The sequence below is a fragment of the Phenylobacterium sp. genome, assembly GCF_036264965.1.
Lineage (GTDB): Bacteria > Pseudomonadota > Alphaproteobacteria > Caulobacterales > Caulobacteraceae > Phenylobacterium.
On sequence record NZ_DATAPY010000174.1, the window covers coordinates 20489 to 37860 of the forward strand.

General features: G+C 67.7%; 18 protein-coding genes. 7 read left to right on the plus strand and 11 right to left on the minus strand.

Going from position 1 to position 17372, the window contains the following annotated elements; genetic code table 11:
- Nucleotide 1: 1 nt before the first annotated feature.
- The 7 genes from VHS75_RS22790 to purC form a co-directional block, all read right to left on the minus strand.
- Nucleotides 2-1183, minus strand: coding sequence for an efflux RND transporter periplasmic adaptor subunit (locus VHS75_RS22790; protein WP_329640924.1), 1182 nt, complete (start codon nucleotides 1181-1183; stop codon nucleotides 2-4).
- A 177-nt stretch (nucleotides 1184-1360) separates the two neighbouring features.
- Nucleotides 1361-3295 carry a CocE/NonD family hydrolase gene (locus tag VHS75_RS22795; protein ID WP_329640925.1) on the minus strand — a complete coding sequence of 645 codons (1935 nt, stop codon included), beginning with the start codon at nucleotides 3293-3295 and terminating at the stop codon, nucleotides 1361-1363.
- Between the two features lie 15 nt (nucleotides 3296-3310).
- Nucleotides 3311-3973, minus strand: a complete 663-nt coding sequence (gene purQ / locus VHS75_RS22800; RefSeq protein ID WP_329640926.1) for a phosphoribosylformylglycinamidine synthase subunit PurQ — start codon at nucleotides 3971-3973, stop codon at nucleotides 3311-3313.
- Between the two features lie 10 nt (nucleotides 3974-3983).
- Entirely contained in the window at nucleotides 3984-4451 is a 468-nt protein-coding gene (locus VHS75_RS22805; RefSeq protein ID WP_329640927.1) for a DUF3291 domain-containing protein, read from the minus strand.
- Entirely contained in the window at nucleotides 4448-4828 is a 381-nt protein-coding gene (locus VHS75_RS22810) for a hypothetical protein (protein ID WP_329640928.1), read from the minus strand. Before VHS75_RS22810 ends, VHS75_RS22805 begins: the two co-directional genes overlap by 4 nt.
- On the minus strand, nucleotides 4825-5064 hold the full coding sequence (gene purS / locus VHS75_RS22815; protein WP_329640929.1) for a phosphoribosylformylglycinamidine synthase subunit PurS: 240 nt from the start codon (nucleotides 5062-5064) through the stop codon (nucleotides 4825-4827). The genes VHS75_RS22810 and purS overlap by 4 nt, the downstream gene beginning before the upstream one ends.
- Complete coding sequence (gene purC, locus VHS75_RS22820) at nucleotides 5064-5822, minus strand: phosphoribosylaminoimidazolesuccinocarboxamide synthase (protein ID WP_293367163.1); 759 nt, start codon at nucleotides 5820-5822, stop codon at nucleotides 5064-5066. Before purC ends, purS begins: the two co-directional genes overlap by 1 nt.
- 230 nt (nucleotides 5823-6052) lie before the next feature.
- Here purC and VHS75_RS22825 point away from each other — a divergent pair, with 230 nt between their 5' ends.
- Nucleotides 6053-6376 carry a DUF1476 domain-containing protein gene (locus VHS75_RS22825; protein ID WP_329640930.1) on the plus strand — a complete coding sequence of 108 codons (324 nt, stop codon included), beginning with the start codon at nucleotides 6053-6055 and terminating at the stop codon, nucleotides 6374-6376.
- A 9-nt stretch (nucleotides 6377-6385) separates the two neighbouring features.
- Here the strand turns inward: VHS75_RS22825 and purB are convergent, their stop codons facing one another.
- From purB to VHS75_RS22840, 3 genes are all read right to left on the minus strand, one after another.
- The gene (gene purB / locus VHS75_RS22830) at nucleotides 6386-7720 is read right to left on the minus strand and encodes an adenylosuccinate lyase (protein WP_329640931.1); all 1335 of its coding nucleotides are present in this window, start codon (nucleotides 7718-7720) and stop codon (nucleotides 6386-6388) included.
- A 99-nt stretch (nucleotides 7721-7819) separates the two neighbouring features.
- Nucleotides 7820-9367, minus strand: coding sequence for an MFS transporter (locus VHS75_RS22835; RefSeq protein WP_329640932.1), 1548 nt, complete (start codon nucleotides 9365-9367; stop codon nucleotides 7820-7822).
- A 96-nt stretch (nucleotides 9368-9463) separates the two neighbouring features.
- Nucleotides 9464-10012, minus strand: a complete 549-nt coding sequence (locus VHS75_RS22840; protein WP_329640933.1) for an HNH endonuclease signature motif containing protein — start codon at nucleotides 10010-10012, stop codon at nucleotides 9464-9466.
- Nucleotides 10013-10134: 122 nt separating this feature from the next.
- Here VHS75_RS22840 and VHS75_RS22845 point away from each other — a divergent pair, with 122 nt between their 5' ends.
- The 5 genes from VHS75_RS22845 (at nucleotide 10135) to VHS75_RS22865 (ending at nucleotide 14549) form a co-directional block, all read left to right on the plus strand.
- On the plus strand, nucleotides 10135-10746 hold the full coding sequence (locus VHS75_RS22845; protein WP_329640934.1) for an OmpA family protein: 612 nt from the start codon (nucleotides 10135-10137) through the stop codon (nucleotides 10744-10746).
- Between the two features lie 59 nt (nucleotides 10747-10805).
- Nucleotides 10806-11465, plus strand: a complete 660-nt coding sequence (locus VHS75_RS22850; protein WP_329640935.1) for a hypothetical protein — start codon at nucleotides 10806-10808, stop codon at nucleotides 11463-11465.
- A gap of 144 nt (nucleotides 11466-11609) precedes the next feature.
- Entirely contained in the window at nucleotides 11610-12245 is a 636-nt protein-coding gene (locus VHS75_RS22855) for a glutathione S-transferase family protein (protein WP_329640936.1), read from the plus strand.
- Nucleotides 12246-12346: 101 nt separating this feature from the next.
- Nucleotides 12347-13825, plus strand: a complete 1479-nt coding sequence (locus VHS75_RS22860; protein WP_329640937.1) for a sensor histidine kinase — start codon at nucleotides 12347-12349, stop codon at nucleotides 13823-13825.
- Between the two features lie 28 nt (nucleotides 13826-13853).
- Nucleotides 13854-14549, plus strand: a complete 696-nt coding sequence (locus tag VHS75_RS22865) for a response regulator transcription factor (protein WP_329640938.1) — start codon at nucleotides 13854-13856, stop codon at nucleotides 14547-14549.
- Between the two features lie 86 nt (nucleotides 14550-14635).
- Here VHS75_RS22865 and VHS75_RS22870 read toward each other — a convergent pair whose 3' ends face one another.
- The gene (locus VHS75_RS22870) at nucleotides 14636-15199 is read right to left on the minus strand and encodes a TetR/AcrR family transcriptional regulator (protein WP_329640939.1); all 564 of its coding nucleotides are present in this window, start codon (nucleotides 15197-15199) and stop codon (nucleotides 14636-14638) included.
- Nucleotides 15200-15455: 256 nt separating this feature from the next.
- Between VHS75_RS22870 and VHS75_RS22875 the strand changes: the two genes are divergently transcribed.
- Nucleotides 15456-17372, plus strand: a 1917-nt coding sequence (locus tag VHS75_RS22875; protein WP_329640940.1) for a hypothetical protein, incomplete at its 3' end; no start/stop codon positions are given.

Below are 17372 nucleotides of genomic sequence, written 5' to 3' on the forward strand. Positions count from 1 at the left end.
GCTAGCCCCGATGCCGGTCGCCGGAGTTGTCGCCGGAGCCGGGTTGCGGGCGGTGCGGCGGCGAGCCGGCCGGCACGGGTTTGATCGGTTGGTTTGGCTTCACCCGGTCGAGGCCCTCGACGATCACCTTGTCTCCGGCGGCGAGGCCGCTCTCCACCAGCCAGTCCGTCCCCACCGTACGACTGGCGGACACAGCCTTCAGCATCGCCTTGTTGTCGGCGCCCACGAGGTAGACCGTCGCATTGCCGCGCGGATCGCGGCTGACGCCTTGTTGCGGCACGAGGATGGCGTTGCGGGCGGTGACCTGGCTCAGCTTGGCGCGGACGAACATGCCCGGCAGCAGCAGGCCTTGCGGATTGGGGAAGCGGGCCCGGATGGTCACCGAGCCCGTGGTCTGGTCGACCAGGGTTTCGGAGAACTCGATGCGGCCGGGCAGTGCATAGGGGCTGCCGTCCTCAAGCGTCAGTTGGACGGTCGCCTCGGAGGGTGTCACGCCGCCCGAGGATAGCGCGCGCCGCAGGGCCACGACGTCGGCGCTCGACTGGGTGATGTCGACGTAGATCGGGTCGAGCCGTTGGATATTGGCGAGCGCGGTGGTCTGCCCGGACGTCACCAGCGCCCCGGTGGTCACCAAAGAGCGACCGATCCGGCCGGTGATCGGCGCCGGCACGGTCGTATATTTCAGGTTGATCTTGGCGGTGTCGAGCGCCGCTTGGTTCTGCGCGACCTGGGCGATCGCCTGCTTCGCGGCGGCCTCGGCGTCGGTGTAGTCCTGCTTGGCGACCGCTTCCATGGCGGCGAGCGGCTTGTAGCGGGCGGCCTTGGCGACGGCCGCGTCGCGGGTCGCCTCGGCGTTCTGCAGGTTGGCCGCGGCCTGGGCTACAGCCGCCTGGTAAAGGCTGGGATCGATCTCGTAGAGCGTCTGGCCCTGCTTGACGACGCCGCCCTCGACGAATTTTCGAGCCTTGATCACCCCGTTCACCTGGGGCCGGACGTCGGAAATCTCGTAGGCGTTGGTGCGACCGCCGAGCACGACCTCCAAGGGCACGTCCTGGGTTTTCAGGACCACATAGCCGACCTCGGGCGTCCGCGGCGGTTTCTTGGCCTCTTTGGCCCCGCACGCCGACAGCAGCAGCACGAGCGCGAGCAGGGGCAGTTGGCGAAGCTTGATCTGGGTGCGCACCCGCGGGACCTAATTCGTAAGGGCAACCCATTGCGGGTCGGTGGGAGAAATCAGCAACTTATCGTCTCGGCGACGCCGTATGACATGATCGTCTTTCCGAAACGCGGCGCCAGCATTTCGGATTGTTGCCAAGTCGCTATGCAGCGCGGGCGCAACATACTGATCCCGTAAGACGGATCAATGCATCTCGACGACCGGAAGTTCGATGTTCGTCGCCTGCGCGCCTGAGTGGAATATCCGCTGGGTCGCTTTCACGTAGTCGGCCGGCTTGGCGAAGAAAATATTGGGCGTGAACGTCTGCGGGTTGCGGTCGTAGAGCGGGAACCAGCTCGACTGGATCTGCACCATGATCCGGTGGCCCGGCAGGAACACGTGGTTGGCCGTCGGCATGACGAAGCGGTACTTCTCCACCTGGCCCGCGGGGATGGCGTGCGGCGTCGAGAAGCTCTCGCGATAGTGGCCGCGGAAGATGTCCATGGCGATCGGCAGCTCGTAGCCGCCCATCTCGACCTGGCTGGGCACTGTGTCCGGATAGACGTCGATGATCTTCACCACCCAGTCGGAGTCCGTGCCGCTGGTGGAGGCGAACAGATTGACGATCGGCGCGCCGGAGATCCGCATCGGGGCGGTCAGCACGTCGCTGGCGTAGGTCAGCACGTCCGGTCGGCCGTCCACATGGCGCTGGTCGGTGGTCAGCCAGTAGCGCCACTGATCGCCGTCGTCGGAGCGCACCGGGCGGCGGACGTAAGGCACCGGCTTGGCCGGATCGGAGACATATTCGTCAAACGCCGGGCCCGACGCCGCCGGCGCCTTGAAGCCCAGGCCCAGCCCGGGCTGCAGGTAGAGCGGCTTCATCTTGGCGGCGCAGCCCTCCTCACAGGCCAGCGGCCACTTGGGCAGGCGGTCCCACTGCATGGTCCCGGTCTGGAAGATGAACACTGGCGGGGTGTTGGCCTTGGGGCCATTGGTCTTCAGGTGCTCGTCGAGGAACGGCTTCAGCACCGTCATGCGGAATTCGGTGGCGGTGTCGCCGGGCAGTTTGAGGGAATTGAGCTGGCGCTGTTCGTAGTTGACGCCGGAGTGCCGCCAGGGCCCCAGCACCAGGTAGTTCATGTCGTTGTTCTTATCCTTGGGCTCGGTGGCCAGGTAGGCGTGGATCGTCCCCCACATATCCTCCTGGTCCCACAGCGCCCCGACCCACATGGTGGGCACCTTCAGCGGCTGGCGGGCCAGTTCCTTGTCCAGCGCCTGCTCGCTCCAGAAGGCGTCGTAGGCGGCGTGCTCGGTGAGCTTGCGGTAGTAGGGAACCTGGTCGAGGCCGGCGGCCTTGGCGTAGCCGTCGATGTTCCCGGCGCGCAGGAAATTGGTGTAGTCGTCGAAGGTTTCTCTCGCGATTCCAGAACCTTCTCCGCGTGCGGTCATCTGGCGGGTGATGTAGTCGAGGTTGGTGGTGCGAAACGCGCCGTAGTGGAAGAAGTCGTCGCCCATCCAGCCGTCGACCATGGCGCTCTGCGGCACGGCCGCCTTCAGCGCCGGGTGCGGGTTGATCAGGCCCATCAGCGTGGTGAAGCCGTCATAGGACGAGCCGATCATGCCGACCCGGCCATTGGTCTCCGGCACGTTCTTCACCAGCCAGTCGATGGTGTCGTAGGTGTCGGTGGAATGGTCGACGCTGGTGTGGTTGAGGGGCCCGATCAACGGGCGGGTGACCACATAGTCGCCCTCCGAGCCATACTTGCCGCGGATGTCCTGATAGACGCGGATATAGCCGTCGGTGACGAAGGGTTCGTCCATCTGGGCCAGTTCGTCGGTGATATGCGGGCTGTCGAAGCGCTGGACGCGGCCCTTGGCGTTGTAGGGCGTCCGCGTCAGCAGGATCGGACCGTCCTTGGTCCCCTTCTTCATGACGATGACGGTGTAGAGCTTCACCCCGTCGCGCATCGGGATCATCACCGTGCGCTTGGTCCAGTCGTTCTGAGCCGTGGGTTTCTCGAACCTGGCCGGGATGTCCGGGCTGATTTCGGGCCCCACGGGCGGGGTTTGGGCCAGAGCCGGAACGGAGGCGAGCGCCAGGGCGGCGAAGGCGCTGAGCGCCAGGGTCTTGAAGGTCATGGGTCTTCTAGGGTCCTAGGCGCTCGCGAGCGCGCTCTGGAAGAGGATGGCGCCGTCCGCGGAGCCGAGTTCGAGCTCGAAGGCGCGGTCGGGGTGGGGCATAAGGCCGAGCACATTGCCCTTGGCGTTGACGATGCCGGCCACACCGCGCGACGAGCCGTTGGGATTGTCGAGATAGCGGAAGACCACCTGGCCCTCGCCCTCGATCCGGTCCAGCGTGGGCTCGTCGGCGAAGAAATTGCCCTCGCCGTTACCGACCGTCATCGCCACCTGACGGCGGCCCGTGTAGCCGGCAGTGAACCGCGTCTGGGCGTTGGTGACCTCGAGCTCGACGGTCTTGCAGACGTATTTCAGGCGCTCGTTGCGCAAGAGGGCGCCTGGCAGCATCCGGGCCTCGCAGAGGATCTGGAAGCCGTTGCAGATGCCCACCGTGGCCACCCCGCGTTCGGCGGCGACCTTCACCTCGCCCATGATCGGCGACAGGGACGCCATGGCCCCGCAGCGCAGGTAATCGCCATAGGAGAAGCCGCCCGGCAGGACGATCAGGTCCAGGCCGCTCGGCAGCTCGGTGTCGCCGTGCCAGACCATGTCCACGTGGGCGCCGGTCGATCGCTCGATGGCCACCTTGCAGTCGCGGTCGCAGTTGGCGCCGGGGAAGACAATGACGGCCGCTTTCATTGGGGGGCTTTCATGCGAGGGTCTCCAGGCGGGCAGGGGCAGGGAAGCGGGACTTGAAGTCGAAAGCGTGGGCGCTGGGGCCTTCGGCGCGCAGGCGATCGAGGCGCGCGAAGGCCTCGGCGCGGGTCGGCGAGCTCGCGGCGGGGATCCACCACATCACCACCTGGGCGAGGTCGGATGGCTCGAACCAGGCGTCGCCGCGCTTGACGAACCCGCCATGCGCCGAGCGGTAGGCGAAGGCGGCGAGCGCCTCGGCGCTTTCCCAGACCGAAAGGTTGGCCAGCAGCATCGGATCGACGTCGTCTGCCGGTATCTCCGAGTCGAAACCGATTCCGGTGGCGCGCCAGACGAAGCCTGGCGAGGCCTCGGCCAGGGCGTTGATCCGGTCCAGCGCCTCGCGGAATTCGGCCGAGGCCGGCGCCTCGATCGGCGCGATCAGGCGAGCGATGTTGAACTGGGCGAGGTTGAAGCCGCTCATCGGCGCGTCCAGGTCTTCAAGCTGTCGAGATAGGCGAGGAGCTGTTTGTAGCCCGTCTTGTCGCCGTAGGCGCAGCCCAGGGTCTTCACCTGCCCGCCGGCGGCGGTCTGCATCATGATCGCCGGGTGGCCCGGCGCGCCCTTCTCGGTGATCAGGTAGGACGCACGGCCATTATCCGTCGAGTAGAAGAAGTAGGGCTCGCCCGGTGCGTGGGAGGCCGGCAGCAGGTGCGGCTGGGCGGTGATCTTCGCGGCTTGCGCATCGAAGGGCATGGCGCAGTCAAGGGGGACCGGTGCGAAGACGACCTCCTGCGGCTTCGGCGCGCAGGCGCAAAGCGAGACTGGGATGAGGAAGAGAAGGGCGGTCGCCCGCCTCACGCCACCTCCACGCGGTAGCTTTCGATCACCGTATTGGCCAGGAGCTTGTCGCACATGGCCTTGACCTCGGCCTCGGCGCCGGCGGCGTCCTTGGCGGTGAGATCGAACTCGATCGTGCGGCCGACGCGGACGCCGGAGACGCCGCCCCAGCCCAGGCCGTGCAGGGCCTGCTCGACGGCCTTGCCCTGCACGTCGAGGACGCCGGGCTTCAGGAACACATGGACGGTGGCTTTCATCAGTGCAGACCGCCTTGGATCACCGTGGGCATCTCCTTCATGATCCCAAGCCGGCGGGCAACTTCGGTGTAGCTCTCGATGACGTTGCCGAGGTCGCGGCGGAAGCGGTCCTTGTCGAGCTTCTCGTTGGTGGTCGAGTCCCACAGCCGGCAGCTGTCCGGACTGATCTCGTCGGCCAGGATGATGCGCGAGAAGTCGTTCTCCCAGACGCGGCCGTACTCGACCTTGAAGTCCACCAGGGTGATGCCGACCGCGCCGAACATCCCGGTCAGGAAGTCGTTCACCCGCAGCGTCAGCGCCATGATGTCGTCGATCTCCTGGGTCGTGGCCCAGTTGAAGGCGGTGATGTGCTCCTCGGAGACCAGCGGATCGTGCAGCTTGTCGTCCTTCAGGCAGAACTCGATGATCGAGCGCGGCAGGGCCTGGCCTTCGGGCAAACCCAGGCGCGTCGAGAGCGATCCGGCCGCCACGTTGCGGCAGATCACCTCCAGCGGAACGATCTCGACCTCGCGGATCAGCTGCTCGCGCAGGTTCAGGCGGCGGATGAAGTGGTTCTGCACCCCGATGGAGGCGAGCTTGGTCATGATGTGCTCGCTGATCCGGTTGTTGATGACCCCCTTGCCCTCCAGGACGGCCTTTTTGGTGGCGTCGAAGGCGGTGGTGTCGTCCTTGAAGTACTGGATCAGGGTGCCAGGCTCGGGACCTTCGTAGAGGATCTTCGCCTTGCCCTCATAGATCTTCTTACGGCGGGTCATAATCGCGCCTTCTCCGTCCGCGAGGGTTTTGCCGGTCGAAATAACGAAAAACGCGCGGGGTCCAAGTCCCTCGCGCGCGGATTCGACTCGGCGTCTCGCTTCATATGAGGCGGCGGGAAATTAGCGGATGCGACGCAGGGGCGCAAACCTCGCCGTAGCCCCGCCTTTCGATTGCGGCGCCCGACCGGGCGGGATATGTGATCGCCCGCAGAGTGGCTTTGCTTAGGGACCCCATGACCACCTTTGACGACCGTGAACGTGGCTTCGAGAAGCGTTTCGCGCTCGATCAAGAGCAGGAGTTCACCGCGGCGGCCCGGCGCAACCGCGCGCTGGGCGAGTGGGCGGCCGGCCTGATGGGCCTGACCGAGAAGCACGTCGCCGAATACGCCCAGGCCGTGGTGAAGTCCGATCTGGAGCAGCCCGGCGAGGAAGACGTGCTGCGCAAGGTCTTCGAGGACCTCAAGGGCTCCGGCGTGCAGATCTCCGAGGGCGAAGTGCGCATGAAGATGGCCGAACTCTTGGCCCAGGCGCGCGAAGGCGTCCGCGAGGGCAAGTAGGCGCTACGCCTACTGGGCGGCCTCCTTCGCGGCGACCGCATTGGCCTCATCGCCGAACACGCGGGCGAATACGCGGTCGACGTTCTTGAAGTGATAGCCGAAATCGAAGAGCTCCGAGAGCTCGGCGTCTGAGAGCGTCACGTCCGGATCGGCTTTCAGGAAATCCAGGAACCGGCCCTCGCCGCGCCAGACGCGCATGGAATTGCGCTGCACGGCGGCGTAGGCGACCTCGCGGGCGACGCCCTTCTGGGTCAGCGCCAGCAGCACCCGCTGCGAGTGCACCAGCCCGCCCAGGCGGTCGAGGTTCTTCAGCATATTCTCCGGGTAGATCACCAGCCGCTCCATCACGCTGGCCAGGCGGCGCAGGGCGAAGTCCAGGTGCACGGTGGCGTCCGGGGCGATCCCCCGCTCGACGGAGGAGTGGCTGATGTCGCGCTCGTGCCAGAGGGTGACGTTCTCCATGGCCGGCACGACGGCGGAGCGGACCAGCCGCGCCAGACCGGTCAGGTTCTCGGTGAGAATCGGGTTGCGCTTATGCGGCATGGCGCTCGAGCCCTTCTGGCCCGGGTCGAAGGGCTCCTCGGCTTCGAGCACCTCGGTGCGCTGCAGGTGGCGGATCTCGGTGGCCAGCCGCTCGATGGACGAAGCGACCACGCCCAGGGCCGCGAAATAGGCCGCATGGCGGTCGCGGGGAATCACCTGGGTCGAGACCGGCTCGACCGCCAGGCCCAGTTTCTCGGCGACATAGGCTTCCACCTCGGGCGCCACGTTCGCAAACGTCCCCACGGCGCCGCTGATCGCGCAGGTGGCGATCTCGAACTTGGCCATGGCCAGCCGCTCTCGGGCGCGGACGAACTCGGCGTAGTGGCCGGCGAGCTTCAGGCCGAAGGTGGTGGGCTCGGCGTGGATGCCGTGGCTGCGCCCGACGGTCGGCGTGAAGCGGTGTTCGTAGGCCCGGCGCTTCAGCGCCGCCAGCACCAGGTCGACATCCTCGAGCAATAAGTCAGTGGCACGGCAAAGTTGAACTGCCAGGGCGGTGTCATTGACGTCCGAACTGGTCATGCCCTGGTGCAGGAACCGAGCTTCCGGGCCCACCACCTCGGTGACGTGGGTCAGGAAGGCGATGACATCGTGCTTCACCTCGCGCTCGATCTCGTCGATGCGGTCGGCGTCCCAGACGGCGTCCTCGCCCTTTTCCCAGATGACCCGGGCGGCTTCCTTGGGGATGACGCCCAGCTCGGCCATGGCGTCGGCCGCATAGGCTTCAATTTCGAACATAATTTTGAAGCGCGTCTGGGGGCTCCAGATGGCGGCGGCTTCCTTGCGGGCGTAGCGGGGGATCATGTCCCCAGGGTATGACGGCGGGCCCCTTCCCAAGTCAAATTTTGAGATGAAAAAGTGATCGCCTCGCCCCCCCATCGCCGTCGCGATGGGGGAGGTCGGCTAGTCGCTCTCGCCGCGGTCGGCGCGGGCTTTGGACATGGCCTTGGCCAGGCCGAAACTGCCCAGGAGGTAGTGGAAGGCGCCCCAGAGGCCGAAGGCGTAGGCCACCAGGATGCCGTGCCGGGTGCCCAGCACCAGCGCGCCCGAGCACGCCGCCTTGGCCGCGTCGCTCGCCGTCTTCGCCGCCTTGCCGCCCGGGCAGGCCGCCTGGAAGTCCGCCGGGTGCGAGCCGAAGAACCCGTTGATCGCGTCCCAGATCGTCCCCGACCCGGCGTGCGCATAGTGGAAGGCCGCGAAGTGGTCGATCACCCAGCCGGTGAAGGGCGGGCCCCCGCCGAGCGCGATCAGGTTCAGGAAGAATAGCAGGATCGCCGCCGCGGTCGCCCGCTGATGGGTCGGCGCCATGTTCTGCACCACCCCGAAGGTCGGCGCGAGATAGACGTAGGAGAGCAGCCCCGGCAGCAGCATGAAGGCCGCGGCCACCTGCCACGACGGCGCGGTGTAGATGCCCACGATCGCCGGATAGGCCAGCGTCACCCCGATCGCCGGCACCAGCGCATACCAGCGCGGCGACAGCTTCGACAGGCGATCGGTCAGGGGCCCGCCGATCAGCGTCCCCAGCCCCTGGCTGAACCCCGCCACCAGGCCGGTGATCAGCCCCACCTGGGCCACGTCCAGATGGAAGGTGCGCAGGAAATAGGGCGGCACGAACTGGCCCCCGCCATAGCCCGCGAAGGACACCAGCGTGATCCCCAGCACCATGTTCAGGATCGGCCACTTGCCGAAGAGGAGGCCCACCACGGAGCCCATCTCCTTGAGCTCGCGCCTCAGCGAGGTCGCCGCCGGCGCCGCCGGAACCAGCTCCTCGCCCGCAAAGGGCTCGGCGCCCGCCGCCCGCGCCACCGGCTCAGGCTCCGAATGCCCGCGCGGCGGCTCCTTCACGAGAACTCTAAGCGCAATCGCCACCGCCACGCCGGGCAGCCCCACCACCATGAAGGCCACCCGCCAGCCGAAGGTCTTGGCGATCAGCCCGCCGGCCACCGCCCCGATCATCGTCCCCAGCGGAATGCCGAAGGAGTAGATCGACAGCGCCGAGGCCCGCTTCTTCGGCTCGTAATAGTCGCTGATCAGCGAATGCGCCGGCGGGCTTAGCCCCGCCTCGCCGATCCCCACCCCGAAGCGATAGGCCGCCAGCACCGCAAAGCCGCTCGCCGTGCCGCAGAGCGCGGTGAACCCCGACCAGATGACGATCGCCGCGGAGATGATGTTCACGCGGCTGAACCGCTCAGCCAGCCGCGCGATCGGGATGCCCAGCAAGGTGTAGAGCAGCGCGAAATAGAGCCCGCCCAGCAGGCCCAGCTGGGTGTCGGTGATCTTCAGCGTGTCTTTGATCGGCTGGCCGAGCGTGGCGATGATCGTGCGGTCGATGAAGTTCAGCGTATAGGCCGTGACCAGCAGGAAGAGGATCAGCCGCTTGTAGTTCTCCGAATAGACCGGCTTGGCGGCGGGCGAAGTGGCAGGCGCGGCGCCCGCGGACGTGGCGGTCATGATGCTGAAACGTTCCCCGAATGTTGTTCTCGCCGCCCGCGGGCGGGCGGCGGTTTGGGGGGGAGGTTAGCGGGGGTGTGGGGAGGTGGATAGGGGCTAGGCGACGAACACCTCACGTCGGTGATAGTCGAGATAGCCGCACTGGCGAGGTGCGAAACTCTCGGTCCTCCAAACCGCGGGCGCCTCTTCGAACCCGAAGCGCTCGATAGCGAGTTCGGCGAAGCCAAGCCGTCTCAAGTCGAATTTGTCGACCCTGGGTGAAACTAGCGTTTCGCCGTCATCTTTGAAGCTGATGAACCCACGGTCGAACAGCAGGTCGGCGTCCGGGGTAAGAAGTAGGCCATTCATTCCGTCGAGACGCTCGTTTGACGTTGCACAGAGACGCCACGGCTTGATGTGGCTCGCGATCAGCAGCGTTGGATTGGTGATGCCGGTTATTGGGGGTGAGGGTGACGCGGGAGGAGGAAGAGAGGGAACCACGGAAAACACGGAAAGAGCACGGAAGGCGCCGAGTCGGTCGAGCGCACCTACCGAAGCCCTGGGCTGAACATTGATCGCGTCGAGGCGCGATCGAAGAGCAGGGCTTGAATGGTTCTTTTCCGTGCTCTTTCCGTGTTTTCCGTGGTTCTCCTCCTTGTTTTCCACAGCCAAGCTGCGCCCAGGAATGGCCCTTTTCGGGTCGGGACGGCGCCGCTTTTCATCTCTGCAATGGGGGCTCGGTCGGTGGGTTTATGGCGGCGTGGGCCGCCTTGAGATGGGAGATATCGATGAGCCAACGACTGTCGCGGGTTTTGATCGCAGGGGTAGCGGTCCTGGGGATGGCGGGCCTGGGGGGCTGCGCCACCAAGAAGTTCGTCAACGAGCAGGTGGGACAGGTCTCCACGCGGGTCGACGCGGTGTCCGGCCAGGTGAGCGACGTCACCGCCAAGGTGAGCGATCACGATGCGAAGCTGGCCAATCTGGACCAGTCGACCAAGGACGCGCTGGAGCGGGCGACCGCGGCGGGCAAGCTGGCCGAGGGCAAGTTCCTCTATTCGCAGGTGCTGCAGGACGACAGCATGAAGTTCGGCGTGTCGAAGGCGGCGCTGTCGCCTGAGGCGCAGGCGCGGCTGGACGCCTTCGTGGACAAGCTGAAGACCGACAACCGCAACGTCTACATCGAGGTGCAGGGCCACACCGACGCGACGGGGCCGAAGGAGGTCAACTACCGGCTGGGCGAAGAGCGGGCGGAAGCCGTGCGGCGCTATCTGAACGAGCACGGCGTGGCGCTGAACCGGATCGGCACGATTTCCTATGGGCCGGACGATCCGGTGGCGCCGAACAACAAGCGTGACGGCCGCGCGCAGAACCGGCGCGTCGTGCTGATCGTCCTCGCGTAACGGCGGGGGCTGTGAGCCGGCGTCGGGGCCGGCCCCCTTCCCGGCGTAGGTGGGGTGCGGTGGCCTTGAGCCTGGCCGTCCACGTCGCCGCAGGGGTCGCCCTGCTGGTGACGTGGACGCCGCCGCCCAAGCCCGCGGAGACGCCGGTGATAAGCGTGGCGCTGGTCACGCCGACGCCGCCCGCACCGGCGGCGCCGGAAAGCGCGCCCGAGCCGAAGCCGGACAATCCGCCGCCGCCCAAGCTGGGGCGCGCGGCGAAGCTGCCGGTGACCATTGCGCCGATCGCGGCCCGGCCGGGGCCGGCCTTCGTCCCGTCGGTGGAGATGAGCGACGCGCAGCTGGCGGGCGCGGCGACCGTGGGCTCAGGGGCCGGCGGCGGGCAGGGGTGCGACATGGCCCGCTGGCTGCAGAAGGCCCTGCGCGAGGATCACGGCGTGCAGGCGGCGGTCGTCGAAGCGGGCGACGCGGGCAAGGCGATCCGCGTCTGGGACGGCGCCTGGGTGCGCCATCCGGGGCAGGAGGGCGAGGGCCTGGCGGCGGTGCGCGAGGCGATCATGTGGCGCGTGGCCTTTGCGCCGGTGGCCTGCCGCGCCGAGCCGGTGCACGGGCTGATCGTCCTGTCGCTGAACGACGGGCCGGGCGCTTCGCGGCTGGCCATGGGCGCGGGCGATTGGAAGTGGCAGGACCTGCTGTTCTCGCGCGACGCGGGCCGGCCTTAGATTTTGGCCACGTTTTCTGCGGCTTTTTGATCTATTTCCTCTGACGCGCCCTAACGGGTGCTTAGGCAAACCCTGGCATTAGGGCCTTGAAGGACGCGGCGTCGCCGCGCTATCGCCTGGAAGCTCAGGGCGTAAGGAGGCTCGATGGAACTCGTGATCGGCACCAAGGCGTGGTCGAGCTGGTCGCTGCGGCCGTGGCTTGTGCTGAAGAAGACCGGCGTGCCGTTCGAGGAGCGGATCATCCAGCTGCGCCAGGGCAACGGCGGCTCGGAGGCGGCGATCCTGCCCCATTCGCAGACCGGCCTGGTGCCGGCGCTGAAGGACGGCGACGTGCAGATCTCCGACTCGCTGGCGATCTGCGAGTACCTGGCCGAGCGGTTCCCGGACATGGAGCTGTGGCCGAAGGACGCGCGGATGCGGGCCTATGTGCGCTCGGCGGCGGCCGAGATGCACTCGGGCTTCTCGTCCCTGCGCGGGGAATGCCCCATGGACCTGACGGCCTGGCCGAAGCCGGTGACCCTGTCGAAGGCGACGCACAAGGATATCCGCCGGATCGTGACCCTGTGGACGGGCCTCCTGACCAAGTTCGGCGGTCCGCACCTGGGCGGCGAGGAGTGGGGCATCGTCGACGCCTTCTACACGCCCGTGGCGACCCGGTTCCGCACCTATGGGGTGAAGCTCAGCGACTTCGGCGACAAGTCCGGCGCGGCGGCGCGCTATTCGGAGCGCCTGCTGGAGCGGCCGGAGTTCAAGGCCTGGCTGGCCGGCGTCTCACCTTGAGGCGGCGCGCGACGGCATAAGCCCGGCATGCTGGGCGCCGAGGGCGCAAGCGGGCACAGTGCGCCGCCGTCGACCTTCCGACCGAGCCGAGCCCCAGGAATTTGACCCGCCGCGTCGACATTTCCCCCACGTGGATCGGCTCGCTGAGCACGCCGGGGCGCTATGCGCTGGCCGTGGTGCTGGTGGCGATCTCGACGGCGGGCGCGCTGGTGCTGGAGCGGGTGACCGGGTCGAACCGGGTGGCCGGGGCCTATCTGGTGGGCGTGCTGGTGACCGCCTACCTGGTGGGATCGGGGCCCGGCTACCTGGCCGCGGCGGCCTCCTTCGTGATCTACAATTTCTATCTGGCCCGCAGCCACATCAGCCTGGCGGCCTATACGCCCGAGGATTTCCTTGTCCTGCTGACCTTCCCGACGGTGGCGCTGTTGATGGGCAACCTGACGGGGCGCGTGCGCGAGGAGGCCAAGCGCGCGCAGACCCGGGCGCTGACCACCGCGGTGCTGTTCGAGGGCACGCGGGAGTTCTCGGCGTCGGATGACCCCGGCCTGATCCGGGCGCGGCTGGCCGACCACCTGGCCGCCGCGGCGCGGGGGCAGGCCTTCGTCATGGACCGCGACGTGCTGTGCGCGGCCGGCGGCGCGGAGCCGGAGCCGATGGTGCTGTCCGCGGCCCGCGCGCTGGCCGCCGAGGCGGGCGAGCCCCGGACCATCGAGGCGGCGGGCTGGCGGGTGCGGCGCCTGGCGAGCGGGGCGCTGGCCGGCTGGCGCGCCGACCCGCCGCCCGCCGCCGACGAGGAGAACCTCCTGCAGATCCTCGCCGACGCTGGGGCGACGGCCATGGCGCGCGCGTCGCTGACCGTCGCCAAGGCCGACGCCGAGGCCCGCTCGCGCACCGAGGACCTGCGCAACGCGCTCCTGTCCTCGATCAGCCACGACCTGCGCACCCCGCTGGCCGCCGTGCTGGCCTCGGCCTCGTCGCTGCAGGAGTTCGGCGACCAGTTCGACGCCAAGACCCGCCACGACCTCACCGCCACCATCCAGGAAGAGGCCGAGCGGCTGAACGCCTTTGTCACCAACCTGCTGAACATGACCCGGCTGGAGGGCGGGGCGCTGGAGCCGGCGAGCGCGGTGTTCGACCTGGCCGAGGTGGTCGACCGCACCCGCAAGCGCTTCGAACGCTTGCGCGGCCAGCGCAAGATCTCCTGCAAGCTGGGCGAGGGCGCCGACGTGGCCATGGGCGACCCGGTGCTGTTCGAGGTGGCGCTGGCCAATGTGCTGGAGAACGCGGTGCGCTACAGCCCCGACGGCGGGACCATCGCGCTGACCAGCTTCCCGCACGGCGGCCAGGTGGTGGTGCAGGTGACCGACGAGGGCCCCGGCGTGCCGGAGGGCGAACTCGGCAAGCTGTTCGACAAGTTCTACCGCGGCGCGGCGGCCAAACGCCTCCCCGGAACCGGCCTGGGGCTTTCCATCGTGCGCGGGGTGATGCAGGGCATGGGCGGCCAGGCGAGTGCGGCGCTGCGCACCGACGGGCCGAGCGGCATGGTGATGTCGCTGACGCTGCCGGCGGTCAGGGTATGACCGGGTCTGGATTGGGAGTGCGGGTCGGATGAGCGCGAGTTTGGGCCGGCTGCTGATCGTCGACGACGAACCGCAGATCGTACGCGCGCTGACGCCGGCGATGGCGGCGGCCGGTTTCGTCGTCACGGCCGCGGAGGACGGCGAGGGCGCGCTGGCGCAGCTCTCCAACGAGCCCTCCGAGGTGGTGATCCTCGATCTCGGCCTGCCGGACATGGACGGCAAGGAGGTGATCCAGCGCATCCGCGAGTGGTCGGACGCCCCGATCATCGTGCTGTCGGCGCGGGATCTTGAGAGCGAGAAGATCGCCGCCCTGGACCTGGGCGCCGACGACTTCGTCAACAAGCCGGTGGGGGTGGGCGAGCTCCTGGCGCGGATCCGCGCGGTGATGCGCGGGCGCGAGCGCCGGTTCTCCGCCCAGCCCAAGTTCCAGTTCGGCGAGCTGGAGATCAATTTCCCGGCGCGCCGGGTGATGATCCAGGGCGAGGAGGTGCGGTTGACGCCGCGCGAGTACCAGCTGTTGCGCATCCTCGCGAGCCACGCCGGCCAGGTGGTCACCCACAAGCAGATCATCCTGGCCGTCTGGGGCGCCGACACCAACGCCGACGCCCAGTTCGTCCGCGTGCTGATGGCCCAGCTGCGCCAGAAGCTGGAAGCCGACCCATCGAGCCCCGAACTGCTGATGACCGAGCCCGGGATTGGGTATCGGCTGCGGTGCGAGGACTAGGCGCGGCATCCGACCCTTTGCGGCGCCTCAGAACGTCGGCATTGCGGCAGTGAGCCATCCGGCTGGCTGAGCGGCGCCGTCGGGTGTCAACGGCCCCCGGAGGCCGAGAACGCCTGGCGCAGCGTCGCCAGGTAGGTAGCGCGGATCGGGCCGAGGTCCATCGCCGGGTCGATCAGCACCTGGATCGAGAGCCCCAGCAATTGGCTGCCGACCATCAGGGCCGCGGCGGTCGCGTCCAGGTCCGGCCGGATCTGGCCCTCGGCCTGGCCCTGCCGGATCCAGACTTCGAACCGCGCGCCGATGCGGCCGTGCTCGGCGGCGAACACCGACCGGAACGCCGAGATGTCCGCCACCGCCCAGGCCATTAGCCGGAAATAGGCCTGCACCTCGCCCATATGCGAGAGCCTCTGAACATAGTGGTCGGCATAGGTGAGGAGGGCCTCCAGACCGGACAGCCCATCGAGCTTTCCGCCCTCGGCGAAGCTTTCCCGTCCGCCATGCAGATAGGTGATCACCGCCTCGATCAGGCCCAGCTTCGAGCCGAATCGTTGCCCGACCAGGCCGCGGCTGTAGCCGCTGCGGCGCGCGATCGCCTCGAAGGTGCTGGCGCTCACGCCCTCTTCGGAGACCAGGGCGACCGCAGCCTTCACCAGGCCCCGCTCGGATTCATCGCGCCGCTCCGCCTGGGTCCGGCGCCGCCGATTCGTTTTCTGCGCTGTGTCGTCCATCGGGGTGGAAAGCTACCCTCTGCGCCCTTGGCCGCCAAACCCGCCTAGGGGCCGGCCAAGGTTCTTGCGCCAGTCCTCCTAAAATGCATTATTGTTGGCTGTCCAGCCAGTAAGTGATGCGTCGCTGGAGAGCAAGGTCGACAGGCCGTCCCTCACAAGAGGGCAAGGGAGAGACGCCATGAGGACTTCACGTAAGGTGATCGCGGGTCTGGGCCTGCTGGCGACAACGGTCAGCGCCATCGCGCTGATGGCCTCACCGCACGGCGTTTCGAGCGCCAAGGCCGAGGCGCCGAAGGCCGCCGGGCCGGCGCGGGTGGATGACTTCCTGCTGGCCGACCAGAACCTGTTCGGCCGGCAGCTCTATTGGATGGGTCAGGACAAGGCCGTTGTCCTGGTGACCTACGCCTCCGGCGACAAGCAGCTGCATGCCGACGCGCCCGCGCTGATGGCGCTGAAGGCCGCCTACGCCGACAAGGGCGTCGAGATGCTGGCCGTCGACAGCCGCCTCGGCGACCGCCGCGATCCGGTGATCGCCGACGCCAAGGCCGCCGGGCTCGATATGCCGATCCTGTTCGACTACGAGCAATTGGTCGGCGAGGAACTCGGCGTGACCCGCGCCGCCGAGGTGATCGTCATCGATCCGCGCAGCTGGTCCATCGCCTACCGTGGCCCGGTGGATGGCGCCAAGGCCGCCGTCGACGCCCTGGTCGCCGGCCAGAAGGTCGCCCTGACCAGCCGCGAGCCCGCCGGCCAGTTGATCGCCTTCCCCGAGCGGGCCAAGGCCGCGACCTTCGCCCAAATCTCCTACGCCAAGACCATCGCCCCGATGGTCGAAGCCAAGTGCTCCACCTGCCACCAGCCCGGCGGGATCGGCCCGATGCCGCTCACCAGCTACGAGCAGGTCAAGGGCTTCTCGCCGATGATCCGCGAGGTGATCCGCACCCACCGCATGCCGCCCTTCGAGCCGGATGAGACGGTGGGCCAGTGGAAGGACGACGGGCGGTTGTCGCCGGACCAGATGAAGACCCTGGTCCACTGGATCGACGCCGGCGCGCCGCGCGGGACCGGTGAGGATCCGCTGAAGAAGATCAGCTTCCAGGCGCCGGAGTGGCCGTGGGGCAAGCCCGACAAGATCGTCGAGATCCCGAGCATGAAGGTCCCGGCCAGCGGGGTCATCGACTACCAGTATCCGTCGGTGAAGAACGTCATGACCGAGGGCCGCTGGCTGAAGGGCTCGGCCTTCGTGGTCAACGACCGCCAGGCGGTGCACCACATCCTGTCAGGCGTGGCGCCCAGCGACACGCCCGCGGGTCAGACAGTCGCCGGCTCTCCGTTCGAGACCCTGCTGCAGGGCTATGTCCCCGGCGTCGGCTACCAGAAGATGGCGCAGGACTCAGGCCTGTGGATTCCGCCCGGCAGCGGCCTGGCCTTCCAGGCCCACTACACGACCTACGGCAAGGAGACGGTCGAGAACACCAAGCTCGGGCTCTACTTCTATCCCAAGGGCGAGGAGCCGAAATACCCGCGGCGCACCTTCGGCATCTTCGACTTCTCCATCGAGATCCCCGCGGGCGAGCGCGACCACAAGGAAGTCGCCTATATCGAATTCCCCAAGGACGCGGTGGTCTACGCCTTCACCCCGCACTCCCATAAGCGCGGCGTCTCGGCGAACGTCTCCATCCGCTATCCGGACGGCAGGGAAGAGACCTTGCTGGCCATGCCGCGGTACGACTTCAACTGGCAGTGGGACTATGTGCTGGCCAAGCCGCTCAATGTGCCGGCCGGGTCGAAGATCATCACCCACTGGGTTTACGACAATTCCGCCCGCAATCCCGGCAACCCTGACCCGACCAAGACGGTCTATTGGGGCGAGCAGTCCTTCGAGGAGATGCTGGCGGTCTACATCCACTATCACTGGGCCGGCGAGACGGCGAAGAACCCCAGGGATGACTATGAGAAGCTGATGCAGGCGAACCTCATGCTGGACGTCATGGACGACAACATGGACGGCAAACTCTCGCTAGCCGAGCTGAAGGGCGGCCCGCAGAGCCCCGGCACGATGCTCAAGAAGTTCTTCCCGCTGATCGACACCAAC